Raw genomic sequence first — 14,445 nt, 5'->3', positions numbered from 1 at the left:
TCTTTCTCTCCCCTACTCTGCTAAAGGCCAAATGGTCCTGTATATTTATAAATTTTTTTAAAAATAAAATTATAACCAAAAATATATGTAAACTGAATACTCCGTGAATAACTACGAGCAATAATTCAATCATCATATAATTCCGGAAATTGCTTTTTAACAAATGGTCGCATTTCTGTTTCATATCAATTTTCTAAATTTTGCTTAAAATGGCCATTAAAACTTAATAAAATTAAATATGCTGAAATAATAAAAATTAATAATAAATTTAAGACTCCATAGCGATTAATAAAATAAAAGAAATTATTATGGTCTAACAAGGCGGGGTTAGTTTTTAGAATGGTAATAAAAATAATTGTAAATAATGAGACGATAATAAAGAATAGCAATAATAATGATGGAGACAAATATAATAAGAAATGCATTGTTTGAACATGTTTATTTTTTAAATATAATTGGGTTGCAAAAAATGTTCGCCCTAAAACATAATCTAATCCCATCCCTGATAAAAAATAAGACTGATTAAATAATTGTAAATCATTAATATAAAATGTTTTCTTTTTATAAGAATGTGTAATTAAAACTTGACCCGGTTTACGAACAACTTTTAAGCCAGTAATTTTCTTTTTCGTTAAATAACGATCAATTACTTCTAATGAAATCATTGATTGACTTGGGGCATTATTTAAATTTGGAATCGGAACTAAAATATTTCGGTAAGACATAATTAAAAAAATTAATATAATAATATTAATCGCAATAAAAAATACAATTAAAATAAAGGCTATTTCACTATTTCCTAATATCATCGTAATCATCCTCTACTATTATAAATAATAAAATAAACTGATACTCCTCATATTATAGCTTAAAAGTGTAAACATTAATAGGTTATTGTGCTAAAAAATATTTTTTTCTTTTCTTTTTATTCTAATTGTTATCTTTTGTAAGGGTTGTTTCCTCAATTAATTCAATATCTCCAGTTTGAACTTTTTGTAATCGTTCTTTAACTATTGCTGATAAGGAAAGTAAACTACCATTATTTAATTTCATTTGTAATAATTTTTTTCGTTCTTCATTATTGGGGTCGGCTGCTAATTTTAATAAACGCAAACGTTGTTCATAATTTAAATTATTGGGATCTAACATATCCTCATCATTAATAAAGATTGCTTTTTTTTTACTTTCATCAATATTTATTTTAGCATTTTTTAAGATATTGCTCATTGTTAATGGTTCACTGACTAATGTTTCATCTGAAATTAGTGGTATTTCATCATTACTATTAGATAATGACAAATTATCATTATTTTTACCCTGTACTTTTGAAAGTAAAGCTGGATTATTAAAATATTTTTGGTCAGGATAAACCTCATCACCGCCAACACCAACGCGTGGAGTCGCATCTAATACAACTTGGGCTGGTTTATTTAATAATTCTTCTAATGATTTAGGAACATAAAAACTATATTTTCGGCGTCCTTCAATCCGCGGTTCTTGAACTCGATTCCGTAGGACATCTAATTTACGCGTAATTAAATTAGCTTTTGATTTTTGCCAACGATCATAAATTTGATTAACATTAACATCAAGTGTTGTAGTAACCATATCATTTTCATTAAATGGAACAAATCGATTCTTATTATTTAAATTTAGCTCATCTAGATCAGTTAATTCTGTTGCTTGGTTAATTTCTGCCCTTTCTATTGGCTGAAATTCATAATAATCTAATTCATCATAATTATCATTGTGATCAAAAACATCATTTTGAACATTATTTTGTTTAACATTAAATTTATTATTATAATATGAATATGTCTCAAAATCATTAGTTAATATAGTAATTTTATCAACAGAATTTTGATTATTATTTAATATCGTTTTATCTTGCAAAATTGAAGTTGGTCGTTTTGTTGGATCAAAATCATTTGGGTCATAATCATCTCAATAATCAATTACTTTTTTATTATCCTCCATTATTAAAACCCCCATACTTTTTTCTCACTTATTCATTATACTATAAAATTAAGGTGAAAAAAGGGTTCAGATAGTTCTAAATAATAAAATATTTGGTTTAATGGCGAGTAAATTTTTTACGGGTTTTATAAAAACAATAAAAAAATATCCTTAATTTATTGAACTAAATAACATTTAAAAACAAAAACCCGTATCTTTTTTATTCACCCGTTTTTAAATAATTATTGATTAAGTCATTAATTAGTGTTATACTATGAATATTATTAAATTTATATCAAATTATCAAAAATATATTGACAATGATACTGGAAATACGAGTGTGAAATATTTATGTCTGTTACTGTTTTTTTAATTTAATAATAATATTATGAATTAATTTTTTGCATACCAAATATCTTAAGTTATTTAAATTCGAGTACCAACCACCCCTGTGCTTTATTTTCATTTTTATATATCAAAATATTAAAATATTAAATATTGAAAATGAAAGAAGGAAAATAAAATGAAAAAATTAATAATCATACTAGGGATCACAACAATTGCTAGCAGCATTATGCCTGGTGTTGTAGGAAATAATAGCCCATACCAAATAAATAATATCACTTGGATGGGTTAAGATAAATTGGACAACAATAATGTAGAGTAAATATTTATAATTAAACTACAATGGAGGTGTAATTATGGCAAAGAATAATTATACTGATGAATTTAAGCAACAAATTGTTGGTCTTTACAAAATTGGTCAAACTCCTGAACAATTAGTCAATGATTATCAAATTGGTAAATCTACTGTTTGGAAATGAGCTCACCAATTTATCAACTCGGGCTAATTTAAAGCTAAAGACAATAGAACGCCAGAAGAAAACGAATTAATTCAATTACGTAAAAAAGTTAAACAATTAGAAATGGAAAATGACATTTTAAAGCAAGCAACACTGATAATTGGCAAAAAATAGCAATCATTAAAAATAACAAAGCAAAATATCCAATTATTAATTTATGTGAAACATTGAAATTTGCTAGATCAATATATTACTATCAATTAAAAGCAAATAATCCCAAGAATACTCAAAACATTGATAATGCTGTTATCAGTATTTTTCTAAAAAGTCGTAAAAATTATGGAACAGTTTGGATAGGCCACAATTATTAGGACCATAATTATATATACTTCAAAATTAGATAAAATTATTAAGAAAGAAGGAATATAAAAATGGGAAATAAAACTTCATACTCTGAAGAATTTAAAAAACAAATTGTCATGCTATATAAAAATGGTAAAAGTGTTATTAATCTAGGGCAAGAATATAATTTACCAAAACCAACTATTTATAGTTGAGTTAAAAATTATAATAATTATGGTTCATTTAAAGCAAAAGATAATCGCACACTAGAAGAAAATGAAATAATAACTTTACGAAAAGAACTTAAAGACTTGAAAATGGAAAATGACATTTTAAAGCAAGCCGCACTGATAATGGCCAAAAAATAACAATAATTAATAACAACAAAACAAAATATTCAGTAAGAAAAATATGTAAGATTTTGGGTTTATCAAAATCAACGTATTATTATCAAACTAATAAATGTATTAACAAGCAAGTTAATAATTATGAACAAGAAATTATTAGTGCCTTTAATAAAAGTCGCAAAATTTATGGGGCTCGCAAAATTAAAGTTATTTTAAACAGAAAATATATCATCTTATCGCGGCGAAAAATCAGATTCTTTATGATCAAAAATAATTTGGTTTCTAAATACACCAAATTAAAATATCATAATCATAAAACAACAGTCAATAATGACCAAATTAATAATATTTTAAATCGTCAATTTAACAACAAAAAACCTAATGAAGTTATTGTTAGTGATTTAACATATGTTAAAGTTGGCGCTAAATGACATTATATTTGTTTATTAATTGACTTGTTTAATCGTGAAATAATTGGTTATAGTGCTGGGCCGAATAAAACAGCCGAACTGGTCCAACAAGCTTTTCATAAAATAACACGACCATTAAATCAAATAACTCTATTTCATACTGATCGTGGTAATGAGTTTAAAAATAAAATCATTGATGAAATTTTAATAACTTTTAATATTAAAAGATCATTAAGCAATAAAGGCTGCCCTTATGATAATGCTGTGGCTGAAACAACTTACAAAACTTTTAAAACTGAATTTATTAAGGGTAAAAAATTTAAAAATTTAACACAATTAAAATACGAACTTTTTGATTTTGTGCATTGATATAACAATATTCGAATTCATGGCAGTTTAAATTATTTATCTCCAGTTACTTTTAGAAAACAAATGTCTATATAAAAAGTGTCCTAAAAAGTGTTGCCATTCCAAAAACTCTTGATGAAATAAAAAAAATCATCAATATGATAACTTTAAAAGAAAATTATATAAACTTTTAATATTGTTATTTAACTTTTTTATACGTTAAAATATAATACCGATGATTGTTGGTTTGGTGTTAAACCTTTATGCTGGTATTTTCATTTTCAGAGATTTAAATAATTTTGAATGTTCGTGAAACCTAAGCCATGATAATGAATTAAGGATTCTTTAAGATTTGATTGTAATTTACTAATTTTATTTAACTTCCGATAACTAGCATCAGGATTTGTACTAGTTTTAGTTGCTAATAAAATAGAATTTGTTTGTTTTGCTACTAATAAATATAATGGTTGCCTGTCAGAAATAATAATTGAATTTTCTTTGATTAATTGTTTATTAATATTTTCAATAATTCACTGTTTTTGTAATAGTTTTGTGTTGGTTGATTTAACATAAATATTATTATTGCTATCAACAGCCATTTTAATACAACATTTAGTGTTGGTTGAAAATGAATCAAGATGAATTTTTCTTTTATCAAATTTATCTTTAAAATTACCTTTGTGGATTTCTTTAATAAATGTTTCATCGATTTGAATTTTGCCATTTAACGTTTTAAATTTTAATTGGGTGTTTTCTAATTGTTTTGATTTCATTATTTTTTGGCGATTATATCAAACGGTTTTCGGTGATGTTTTAATAAAGTGGGAAATCATTTTACTAGATTGGCCTAATAATGAAATTTGAATCAATAAATTTCACTGTTCATAATTTAAATGACTTCAATACGTAAAATGATCACGAAAATCATCAAAACTAGCACGACATTTTTTGCATAAATATTTTTGTTTTCCTTCAGGATTATGACCATTTTTAACACAATAAAAAGATTGACAATTAGGACATTTAATACCTTTATCCCTAAATTTTTGATCAATTTAATTTAAGCGTTTTTGTTTTTTAATTAATTCTGCTTCTTTTTTGACTTTTTCATGAAATTCTAAAAATTGATCATCTGTTAAACTATTTATTAATTCTTCAATTATTTTTTCCATTAATTATTCACCTCTTATATTAAAAATATACCTAATTTTAGGTATATTTTATAAATATCAAGAGTTTTCTACAAAATTAAAGTTTTATTTTAGCAGTTAGTGTTTTAAAATTTGTTACAATGCTTAGTTTAATTTATTTACGGATTAATGATCCAAAGTATGAGCCATTATATCAAAAACCGCTTTTTATTATCTTAGTTATTTTAGCATTAAGTTCTTGTTTGATTACTTTTATTGGTTCAATCTTAATCTTAGCAATGTATTATTACGCACAAAATACCCATAATATGTGAGAATTATGAAATTGTTTACTTGTATTAGGTGGCATGTTAAGTGGTTATCCACTTTATTATGTTAAAAAATGATGTGCTCAGAAATTAAAGACTAAAAAGCAAAAAGACAATATTAGTATTAATGGCAAAGAAAATGGAGAATCTTTTACAAAATAATCTCTTTAAAAAAAATTTAATGATATAATATTGTTGTTCATATGACAATATAATAAATCTTCCTTTTTTTCTTTTTAAAATTTAAAGTATGATTTTAGATATTCATTTGAATAAGAAAGGAGGGCAGCAAGAATGTATAATAATAAACCACAACACATATTTAATAAAAAAAATGAACAATTTATTAACGATGAAAAGTTTTTATTAGCATCAAAACAACCGCAATTAAAAACAGTGACTAGTAAAGATGGACAAATAAGAGATTTATGTGAATTTTGAGTTTTAGATAATGGTGAAGAAGTGCAATGTGTAGTATGAAATGATTTAGCACAAAAATTAAATGATGAATTTAATCTTGAAAGCTTTACAGCAATTACTATTACTTATAAAAAGAATTTTAATGATTTTACTGGTAAAACTCGTTATAGTGTTCGTGATTTTGCTTTTACTAATTAATTCATTCTTTGATTTTAAAGTAAAACAATAAAAACCCTTTGAAAAGGGTTTTTTCTTTGGTGTTATTAATAAAAGTCTAGTATTAAAGGAATTTAAGTTGTGATTTATTTGGGCGAGTAAATTTTTTACGGGTTTTATAAAAACAATAAAAAAATATCCTTAATTTATTGAACTAAATAACATTTAAAAATAAAAACCCGCATCTTTTTTATTCACCCATTTATTTTGTTAATAAGACTTTTTTAGGGAAAAATGTTATAATGATATTAATTGAAAAAAAAGATGATATAAAATTTATGGAGAAAAAATATTTAATTAAAATATTAGCAAAAAAGGATGCAACTTTAAATTATAGAACAGCAATGGCTTTGACCCAAAAGGTTTTAGCAGAAGAAACTGGGACTGTTGATCCTAAAATTATTTTACGTTTTAAATGATATCGCCCATCGCAAGAAGTTTTTGAAAGTATTTATTCGACTGCTGTATGAGGAACAAAAATTGCTTTTGAACGTTATCAATATTTAATTCCTTTATATAAAGGAATTATGAATGTTTTTGTTAAAATTGATGATGAAATCCAAGCTTATGGAGAAAATATAATTGCTATTACTGATTATGCTAATTTATTATTAACCATTATTTCGGAAATAACTAAAACCAATTATATTCGAACAACTTTTCATGATGAACATCTTGAGAATCCTAATATTAATCCTTTTTTAAGTCATATTTTAGGGGGGCAGCATTAGGAATTGCCCGTTTGTTTGGTTATCGAATTCTTCATCAAGAAGATGACGGACATGAATTAATTCAAAAATTATATATGATGAATATTAATAAAATTAAGGAATTTGACCATGATAATATTAATGACATTTTATTTTTAATTGAAGATTTATTAAATTATATTGAAAAAAACTCTTATTTTATTGAAGAGTTTACCGAAGCAGATAAATAGAATTGTTTCACAAAGGAGAAAAACTTATGGCAAAAATGAAAAACTTTGTAGATGAAACATATGATAACCAAAATGTTTATTTAATTATTGGTCGTATAAAGAAAATAAGGGTTTTTATTTTTAAATGTTATTTAGTTCAATAAATTAAAAAGGTATTTTTTTTTCTTATTTGTCTAAAACCCTTATTTTATTTATACGACCAATTTAAATCATATTTTTTATTTAAGTGTTGATATTATGTTACTCGTTTTTTGCCATTGATATTACTAAATTGTTCCATTTTTTAAACTCCTTTTATTAGCGGTATAATTTTAATTATAAAACCAAAATTAAGAAAGTGAGTAACTGTATATGAAATTAAATGTTAATTCGATTAATGATTTTTTTACAACCCAACATAATTTAGCAATTAACACGTTATCACAAACTTTAATGGAAAGAGATGAAGAAATTTATAAATCATGTAAATTAATAGATGGAGGATGAAAACCAAAAGAAAAACGAATCCGTAATATAGTTGATGTACATGGAGAATTAAAATATCTTAGAAGAATTTATAGAAGATGAAATTATGAAGATAATTGTTGAGAATCTAAATCATTTTTAGATGAGGAATTAGGAATAAAGGAATATCAAAAACTTACCTTATATTTAGAACTAAAAATATTAGAATTAACAGAAGGAAAAAGACAAAAAGATATTATTGATTGTTTTCCTTGATTAAATTTATCAAAAATGACTATTTCACGAACAATTAGAAAATATGATATTGAGTATTTTAGCAGCCATTTATTTAATGAATTTGAAAAGATTAATTTAGAATAAAATTCATGTCTTTATATTTTTATGGATGAAGGATTTATAACATTAAAAAAAGAAAAACAAATTAAAAAATTTAGATGTCGTATTACAACATTTAATACTGGTTTTAATTTAAAAGAATGTAAATATAACAGAAAAACATTAGCAAATAAAAGAGGTTTTGTTATATTAAAAGAACAAAAAACAGGAGAAATTAATACCTAAGATTATGTTCAAAGAATATTAATGGAATTAGAAAAATATTATATTTTACCAAAAAAAATTAAAATTGTTGTTGGTGGAGATGGTGATGGTTGAATTATGGAAACAGCGTCTTATTTAGAAGCAAAATATGTTTTAGATCGATTTCATTTTTCTAAAGAATTAAAAAGAGCCTTTTTAAAAAGAAGAAAAACCGAAGCAAAAATAAATATTTATAATGAATAATGAATGTTATAACTTATTTATTAATGGTAAGTACGATAAATTATTAAAAATTGCTAATTCTTATCATAAAACTGAATTAATTAGATATATTAAAAATCATAGTAAAGGCATTAAAAATCAAAAATTAGAGTATAATATTGGAGTTTCAGCTGAAAGTGATATATCTTGATTTATCAAATCAACTTTGGGTTATGGGGCAAAAGCATATGCATATAAAACATATAAAAACTTACTATATTTAAAATTAGCTAAATTAAATAATATAAATGTAATAGAAACAATTAGATAATTTATGAGTAGCTAAAAAATTATATATACAGAAATTAGAAGAAATCTAGTGTACAAATCATTAATTGAATGATTATTTTTTGGAATGGTAAGGGTTTTTTGGACAAATTTTATGTAGAATAATAATTTCTGTATTACACTGGTGTTAAATAATTTAGTTTGCTATGAATTCGAATATTATTGTACCAATTAATGTAATAAAATAATTCTAATTTAAACTGCTCAACGTTTTTAAATTTATTATTTTTAATAAATTCAGTTTTAAAAGTTTTGTAAGTTGTTTCAGCCACAGCATTATAATAAGGACAACCTGGTTTACTGTAAGATTTTTGAATCCCATTTTTAACTAACAGGTTATAAATAAGATTATTATTGAATTCACTGCCTTGATCAGTGTGAAATATTTTAATATTGCTTAATGAAAATTGAAGTTTATTAAAGCTGCTTTCAACTAATTTGGCATTTTTGTGTAAACTAACATCATAACCAATAATTTATCGATTAAATAAATCAACTAAGAAACAGACATAATATCATTTGTTACTAATAAAAACATAGGTTAAATCACTGACAACAACTTCATGTAGTTTATATAACTATCAAAATCTTGATTTAACAAATTGTTATATTTATATGTAACATCAGTTGTGAATGGATAGGCTCCAATTATTAGGACCATAATTATATAGACTTCAAAATTATATAAAATTATTAAGAAAGAAGGAATATAAAAATGGGAAATAAAACTTCATACTCTGAAGAATTTAAAAAACAAATTGTCATGCTATATAAAAATGGTAAAAGTGTTATTAATCTAGGACAAGAATATAATTTACCAAAACCAACTATTTATAGTTGAGTTAAAAATTATAATAATTCTGGTTCATTTAAAGAAAAAGACAATCGCACACTAGAAGAAAATGAAATAATAACTTTACGAAAAGAACTTAAAGACTTGAAAATGGAAAATGACATTTTAAAGCAAGCCGCACTGATAATGTCCAAAAAATAACAATAATTAATAACAACAAAACAAAATATTCAGTAAGAAAAATATGTAAGATTTTGGGTTTATCAAAATCAACGTATTATTATCAAACTAATAAATGTATTAACAAGCAAGTTAATAATTATGAACAAGAAATTATCAGTGCTTTTAATAAAAGTCGCAAAATTTATGGGGCTCGCAAAATTAAAGTTATTTTAAACAGAAAAGATATCATCTTATCGCGGCGAAAAATCAGATTCTTTATGATCAAAAATAATTTGGTTTCTAAATACACCAAATTAAAATATCATAATCATAAAACAACAGTCAATAATGACCAAATTAATAATATTTTAAATCGTCAATTTAACAACAAAAAACCTAATGAAGTTATTGTTAGTGATTTAACATATGTTCAAGTTGGCGCTAAATGACATTATATTTGTTTATTAATTGACTTGTTTAATCGTGAAATAATTGGTTATAGTGCTGGGCCGAATAAAACAGCCGAAATGGTCCAACAAGCTTTTCATAAAATAACACGACCATTAAATCAAATAACTCTATTTCATACTGATCGTGGTAATGAGTTTAAAAATAAAATCATTGATGAAATTTTAATAACTTTTAATATTAAAAGATCATTAAGCAATAAAGGCTGCCCTTATAATAATGCTGTGGCTGAAACAACTTACAAAACTTTTAAAAATGAATTTATTAAGGGTAAAAAATTTAAAAATTTAACACAATTAAAATAAGAACTTTTTGATTTTGTGCATTGATATAACAATATTCGAATTCATGGCAGTTTAAATTATTTATCTCCAGTTACTTTTAGAAAACAAATGTCTATATAAAAAGTGTCCTAAAAAGTGTTGCCATTCCAGTTTAACTTTTTTACGTAATTGAATTATTTCATTTTCTTCTAGTGTGCGATTGTCTTTTGCTTTAAATGAGCCCGAGTTGCTAAATTGGTGAGCTCATTTACAAACAGTAGATTTACCAATTTGATAATCATTGACTAATTGTTCAGGAGTTTGACCCATTTTGTAAAGACCAACAATTTGTTGCTTAAATTCATCAGTATAATGATTCTTTGCCATAATTACACCTCCATTGTAGTTTAATTATAAATATTTACTCTACATTATTGTTGTCCAATTTATCTTAACCCATCCAATTGTTTTAATTAAAATGGTAAATAACAAACGATTTTTACATTTTATTATTGGTTTTAATAGAAATAGGGTATAATTGTATATATACCTAATAATATATGTATGGTTTGTTATGATTAAAAGGTAGGCGAAAAAAATGGAGAAATTAGGTAGAGTGTCATTAACTTTCTTAACAATTGGCGGAATTTTTAGTGCGTTACTGTTCGGAATATTAATTATGCTAGCAAATAAAATTAATAATCAAATGTTCCTTTATAATGCTGCATACATGCTATTACAAGATATTGCTCTTTTAGTTTTACAGTTTTCAAATATGACAGTATATCATAATGTGATTGCAAAACCAGAATTAGTTGGGGGTATTTTAATTGGAATTTCTAGTTTTTTAGTATTGCTGTATTTAATTCCAAATTATTTATCAAAAAATAATGGTTATAAAATTTTTGGCATAAGTGGAGCTTTTGTTATTGGATTAATATCTTGCATTTTATTAACAATGGCTGTTGTGCTTGCTGGCCAACCAATAAGTGCTAAAACTGGTTTAAATATTTTTAAGTTAAATTTACCAATTAATTCAGGTTTTATTTTACTATTTATTGGGCCATCCTTAACCTTCTTTGGTAGTTGATTTGAAATAACTTATTATCATACAACACGAAAAGCAAAATCATTAACGCAAGATCAAAAAAATCGTTTAACAGCGATTAATTTTGAAACTGGTAAAATTGGTGCTCGTGGGTTAACGCCACAAAAAGAAATGGTCAATCAAGCTGAACTTACTCCTATTGAAGAAACAAAAACTCCTATTAACAACAAATCAGTTTCAACAACAAATGATTTAAAAGCAAAGATGGCATTATTGAAAGCAAAGATGGCTCGGAATGCTCTTTTGCATGAGCGAGGTGAAGCACATCTTGTTCCAGAGGAAGAAGATAATAATTCTGATAATTCAAAGCCAACAATTCGTGTTGGTGCAGAATGCCAATATTTACGCACAATTAAAGAGGGTGAAGGAATTGTTGATGAATCACCAGCAGGGTTACTTATTGAACAAAAAGGTGACTTTGTGAAAAAAGGTGATATTATTAAACATCGTGATTATTCAGCGCCTATTTTTAGTGCAGAAACTTCGCCTTCAAAAGGAAATTTCAATGCCTATGATTCAATTATTATTCCAAAATCAAAACAACATATGTCATTAGAAAAAACAGAATTAGCGGAACGAATTGGTTCGGTTCCAAAACCAAGTGGTAAGCAACGCATTAATCCCAATGCCCGTGTTGATAGTTCTTATGATGGTAAAGTTTTTTTGGGTGATATTGATAAAATTTGAACAGCAGGAAAAAAATACCGTGAAGATATTACAAAAAAACCAGCAACTAATAATTCTTTGCAATCATCGGATTTACACCATAATTTTGAGAATGAAAATGATGATAAAATAGATGATAATCATTAATTAATCCATATTTATGATAGGGGGGAGAGAACAGCATGGCATTGGAAAAAGTGCTACCATATCAGGGTAATTTAATTAAATATGATTTAATTATTAAAGAACAGAATAATATTGTGTTGAATGTTAATAACGGCAAAATTAAAGTATCGGCCCCTAGCTATGCCCATGATTGGGAAATTGAAGCTCTAATTTATAAAAATATTAAAAAAATTATTACTGTAATTAATGTTCACGATAATTATCGAAAGATTGTTATTAATCCAAATGGAACAGGTTATGTTTATGTTTTTAATGAAAAATATCTGTTGCAATTAACCAATAAAAATATTCATACGAAAATTATTAATCGACAATATTTTTTATTAAAAGATGCTGGTAGTTATGATGAAAATGTTAAAAAGTTACACCATTTTTTAAAACAAAAATTTAGTTATAAATTTGAACAGTTATTAAATAAATGAGCAACAATAATGAATTTATCTTATAAAAATTTAACAATTAAAGTAATGGTTCGTAAATGAGGTGTGTGTTATCCACAAACGGAAAAAATTGTTTTAAATACAAAGTTAATTCATTTTGATCCGACAGTATTGGAATATGTAATTATTCATGAATTATCACATTTAGTTCATAATAATCATTCTAAGGCGTTTTGATATCATGTTGAAAAATATACGCCAAATTATCGTGAAAAAGTTGAAATTTTAAAAAAACCAGGAATCTAATATGGTTTTCTTTTTAATTTAACATAATATAAGTAAGGAGTTAAGAAATATGCTTTATATTAGTAATCAACAAGACACTAAAAATCTTGAAAATTTTATTTTTAATCAATTTGATATTTCAGAAGTTAAATTAATGGCAAAAGCAGCCGAAGGTTTATTTCATTATTTGAATTTAGCAGTTCATAGTTTTTTAATTTTAGCTAACGTTGGTAATGATGGTGGGGATGGTTTTTGTTTAGCAAAATTAATTAGTGATTATGATGGAACAAAAAAGATTCATATTCATATTTGCACTTATAAAAAAACCTTTGATACTGCTAAAACCCCAGAAGTGGCATATTATTATTAATTAGTTAAAAAGTTGTGGAATGTAACAATGACCTTTCTTGATGATAATATTGAGGCAGTAATTTTATGAACTGATATTATTATTGATTGCATTTTTGGTATTGGTTATCATGGAAAAATGCCACCTGCCATTGCTGAAATTATTAAAAAAGTTAATGAAAGTCAAAAATATGTTTTAGCATGTGATATTCCAAGTGTAATTGAAAATGATAGTGCAACAATTCCAACAATTGCAATTAAGGCCAATAAAACTGTCACTTTTTTTACTTATAAATCAGCTTTTATTAATTATGATATTGTTCCTTGCTTAGGAAAAGTTGTTGTATGACAATTGGGGTTTCGTCAGCAAGAAATTAATAGGATTTGCGCAAAATTAATTGATAACAACTTATTTTATACGGATAGTGTTCAATTACATTCCCGTTCACTAATTTCACACAAAGGAATTTATGGAAATTTACTTATTTTTGCTTCAAGTTTAGAATATTAAATGCTGGGACTTTAGTTGCTAATATGGCATTAAATATTGGAATTGGATTAGTAATTTGAACATTGTCACCAGAATTATTAGGAAAAACCAATAATACCGCTCCTGAAATCACGTTTTGTGATGCTTCTGATCGAGCCCGAATTTTAGATTTATTAACAAACAAAGTTAATGTAGTTGCCTATGGAATGGAAAAAGGAAAAACAGAACGGGCATATAATACTTTAAATTATATTTTAGATAATTATAAAGGATCAATTGTTGTTGATGCTGATGGAATTAATGTTCTAGACGTCCCGTTATTACGTAAATTACGTGGACGAGCAATTTTAACACCCTATGCATTGGAATTCTCACGCTTAATTAATAAAAGTGTGCCGGAAATTTTAAGTAATCGAATTAATATTGCAAAAGAATTTGCTAATAAGTATAAAATTATTGTTGTTTTAAAAAGGATATCAATCAATTATTGCGGATGGTAAT

General features: G+C 25.1%; 21 protein-coding genes and 2 pseudogenes. 17 read left to right on the top strand and 6 right to left on the bottom strand.

All coding sequences use genetic code 4. From position 1 onward, the window contains the following. Positions 1–20 precede the first annotated feature (20 nt). The gene (locus tag AAHM76_RS06265; RefSeq protein ID WP_342255796.1) at positions 21–809 is read right to left on the bottom strand and encodes a hypothetical protein; all 789 of its coding nucleotides are present in this window, start codon (positions 807–809) and stop codon (positions 21–23) included. Positions 810–930: 121 nt separating this feature from the next. Continuing rightward, entirely contained in the window at positions 931–1,977 is a 1,047-nt protein-coding gene (locus tag AAHM76_RS06260) for a hypothetical protein (RefSeq protein WP_342255795.1), read from the bottom strand. A gap of 680 nt (positions 1,978–2,657) precedes the next feature. Here AAHM76_RS06260 and AAHM76_RS06255 point away from each other — a divergent pair. The 3 genes from AAHM76_RS06255 to AAHM76_RS06245 all read left to right on the top strand — a co-directional run bounded on the left by AAHM76_RS06255 (position 2,658) and on the right by AAHM76_RS06245 (position 4,302). Then, the gene (locus tag AAHM76_RS06255) at positions 2,658–2,807 is read left to right on the top strand and encodes a transposase (RefSeq protein WP_342255794.1); all 150 of its coding nucleotides are present in this window, start codon (positions 2,658–2,660) and stop codon (positions 2,805–2,807) included. Between the two features lie 179 nt (positions 2,808–2,986). Continuing rightward, positions 2,987–3,130 carry a hypothetical protein gene (locus AAHM76_RS06250; protein WP_342255793.1) on the top strand — a complete coding sequence of 48 codons (144 nt, stop codon included), beginning with the start codon at positions 2,987–2,989 and terminating at the stop codon, positions 3,128–3,130. A gap of 60 nt (positions 3,131–3,190) precedes the next feature. Further along, a protein-coding gene (locus AAHM76_RS06245; protein WP_342255792.1) for an IS3 family transposase occupies positions 3,191–4,302 on the top strand; the annotation gives its coding sequence in 2 pieces (ribosomal slippage) (positions 3,191–3,434 and positions 3,434–4,302; 1,113 coding nt in all). Positions 4,303–4,418: 116 nt separating this feature from the next. Here AAHM76_RS06245 and AAHM76_RS06240 read toward each other — a convergent pair. Next, positions 4,419–5,075 carry a transposase gene (locus AAHM76_RS06240; protein ID WP_342255791.1) on the bottom strand — a complete coding sequence of 219 codons (657 nt, stop codon included), beginning with the start codon at positions 5,073–5,075 and terminating at the stop codon, positions 4,419–4,421. Between the two features lie 102 nt (positions 5,076–5,177). Then, positions 5,178–5,234 (bottom strand): annotated as a pseudogene (locus tag AAHM76_RS08635) (hypothetical protein); the annotation flags it as partial. Positions 5,235–5,497: 263 nt separating this feature from the next. Between AAHM76_RS08635 and AAHM76_RS06235 the strand changes: the two are divergent. From AAHM76_RS06235 to AAHM76_RS06200, 8 genes are all read left to right on the top strand, one after another. Then, positions 5,498–5,827 (top strand): hypothetical protein, encoded by a 330-nt coding sequence (locus tag AAHM76_RS06235; RefSeq protein WP_342255790.1) that lies wholly within the window; start codon positions 5,498–5,500, stop codon positions 5,825–5,827. 132 nt (positions 5,828–5,959) lie between these two features. Further along, positions 5,960–6,283, top strand: a complete 324-nt coding sequence (locus tag AAHM76_RS06230) for a hypothetical protein (protein ID WP_342255789.1) — start codon at positions 5,960–5,962, stop codon at positions 6,281–6,283. A 296-nt stretch (positions 6,284–6,579) separates the two neighbouring features. Beyond that, positions 6,580–7,032, top strand: a complete 453-nt coding sequence (locus AAHM76_RS06225; protein WP_342255788.1) for a hypothetical protein — start codon at positions 6,580–6,582, stop codon at positions 7,030–7,032. Positions 7,033–7,043: 11 nt separating this feature from the next. Next, the gene (locus tag AAHM76_RS06220) at positions 7,044–7,241 is read left to right on the top strand and encodes a hypothetical protein (RefSeq protein ID WP_342255787.1); all 198 of its coding nucleotides are present in this window, start codon (positions 7,044–7,046) and stop codon (positions 7,239–7,241) included. A gap of 351 nt (positions 7,242–7,592) precedes the next feature. Further along, positions 7,593–8,066, top strand: coding sequence for a hypothetical protein (locus AAHM76_RS06215; RefSeq protein WP_342255786.1), 474 nt, complete (start codon positions 7,593–7,595; stop codon positions 8,064–8,066). Positions 8,067–8,087: 21 nt separating this feature from the next. Next, complete coding sequence (locus tag AAHM76_RS06210) at positions 8,088–8,267, top strand: hypothetical protein (protein ID WP_342255785.1); 180 nt, start codon at positions 8,088–8,090, stop codon at positions 8,265–8,267. Positions 8,268–8,288: 21 nt separating this feature from the next. Next, positions 8,289–8,489, top strand: a complete 201-nt coding sequence (locus AAHM76_RS06205) for a UPF0236 family transposase-like protein (protein ID WP_342255784.1) — start codon at positions 8,289–8,291, stop codon at positions 8,487–8,489. Beyond that, on the top strand, positions 8,482–8,778 hold the full coding sequence (locus AAHM76_RS06200) for a hypothetical protein (protein WP_342255783.1): 297 nt from the start codon (positions 8,482–8,484) through the stop codon (positions 8,776–8,778). Before AAHM76_RS06205 ends, AAHM76_RS06200 begins: the two co-directional genes overlap by 8 nt. 133 nt (positions 8,779–8,911) lie before the next feature. Here the strand turns inward: AAHM76_RS06200 and AAHM76_RS06195 are convergent, their stop codons facing one another. After that, positions 8,912–9,067 carry an IS3 family transposase gene (locus AAHM76_RS06195; RefSeq protein WP_342255782.1) on the bottom strand — a complete coding sequence of 52 codons (156 nt, stop codon included), beginning with the start codon at positions 9,065–9,067 and terminating at the stop codon, positions 8,912–8,914. A gap of 443 nt (positions 9,068–9,510) precedes the next feature. Here AAHM76_RS06195 and AAHM76_RS06190 point away from each other — a divergent pair. Then, positions 9,511–10,622 (top strand): annotated as a pseudogene (locus AAHM76_RS06190) (IS3 family transposase). Here AAHM76_RS06190 and AAHM76_RS06185 read toward each other — a convergent pair. Next, complete coding sequence (locus AAHM76_RS06185; protein ID WP_342255781.1) at positions 10,584–10,868, bottom strand: transposase; 285 nt, start codon at positions 10,866–10,868, stop codon at positions 10,584–10,586. The pseudogene AAHM76_RS06190 and the gene AAHM76_RS06185 overlap by 39 nt on opposite strands. A 211-nt stretch (positions 10,869–11,079) precedes the next feature. Here AAHM76_RS06185 and AAHM76_RS06180 point away from each other — a divergent pair, with 211 nt between their 5' ends. From AAHM76_RS06180 to AAHM76_RS06160, 5 genes are read left to right on the top strand one after another with little or no spacing between them, the layout of a single operon-like run. Continuing rightward, positions 11,080–12,402 (top strand): MFS transporter, encoded by a 1,323-nt coding sequence (locus AAHM76_RS06180; RefSeq protein ID WP_342255780.1) that lies wholly within the window; start codon positions 11,080–11,082, stop codon positions 12,400–12,402. A 35-nt stretch (positions 12,403–12,437) separates the two neighbouring features. After that, complete coding sequence (locus tag AAHM76_RS06175) at positions 12,438–13,127, top strand: SprT family zinc-dependent metalloprotease (RefSeq protein ID WP_342255779.1); 690 nt, start codon at positions 12,438–12,440, stop codon at positions 13,125–13,127. A 49-nt stretch (positions 13,128–13,176) separates the two neighbouring features. Beyond that, a complete protein-coding gene (locus tag AAHM76_RS06170; protein WP_342255778.1) occupies positions 13,177–13,476 on the top strand; it encodes a hypothetical protein in 300 nt (99 codons plus the stop codon). A gap of 27 nt (positions 13,477–13,503) precedes the next feature. Continuing rightward, positions 13,504–13,965 carry an NAD(P)H-hydrate epimerase gene (locus tag AAHM76_RS06165; RefSeq protein WP_342255777.1) on the top strand — a complete coding sequence of 154 codons (462 nt, stop codon included), beginning with the start codon at positions 13,504–13,506 and terminating at the stop codon, positions 13,963–13,965. Positions 13,966–13,988: 23 nt separating this feature from the next. Next, entirely contained in the window at positions 13,989–14,444 is a 456-nt protein-coding gene (locus AAHM76_RS06160; RefSeq protein ID WP_342255776.1) for an ADP-dependent NAD(P)H-hydrate dehydratase, read from the top strand. The last annotated feature ends 1 nt before the right edge of the window (position 14,445 follow it).

This window comes from Spiroplasma endosymbiont of Poecilobothrus nobilitatus, assembly GCF_964030655.1.
GTDB lineage: Bacteria > Bacillota_I > Bacilli_A > Mycoplasmatales > Mycoplasmataceae > Spiroplasma.
This window is presented reverse-complemented; position numbering and strand designations above follow the sequence as displayed.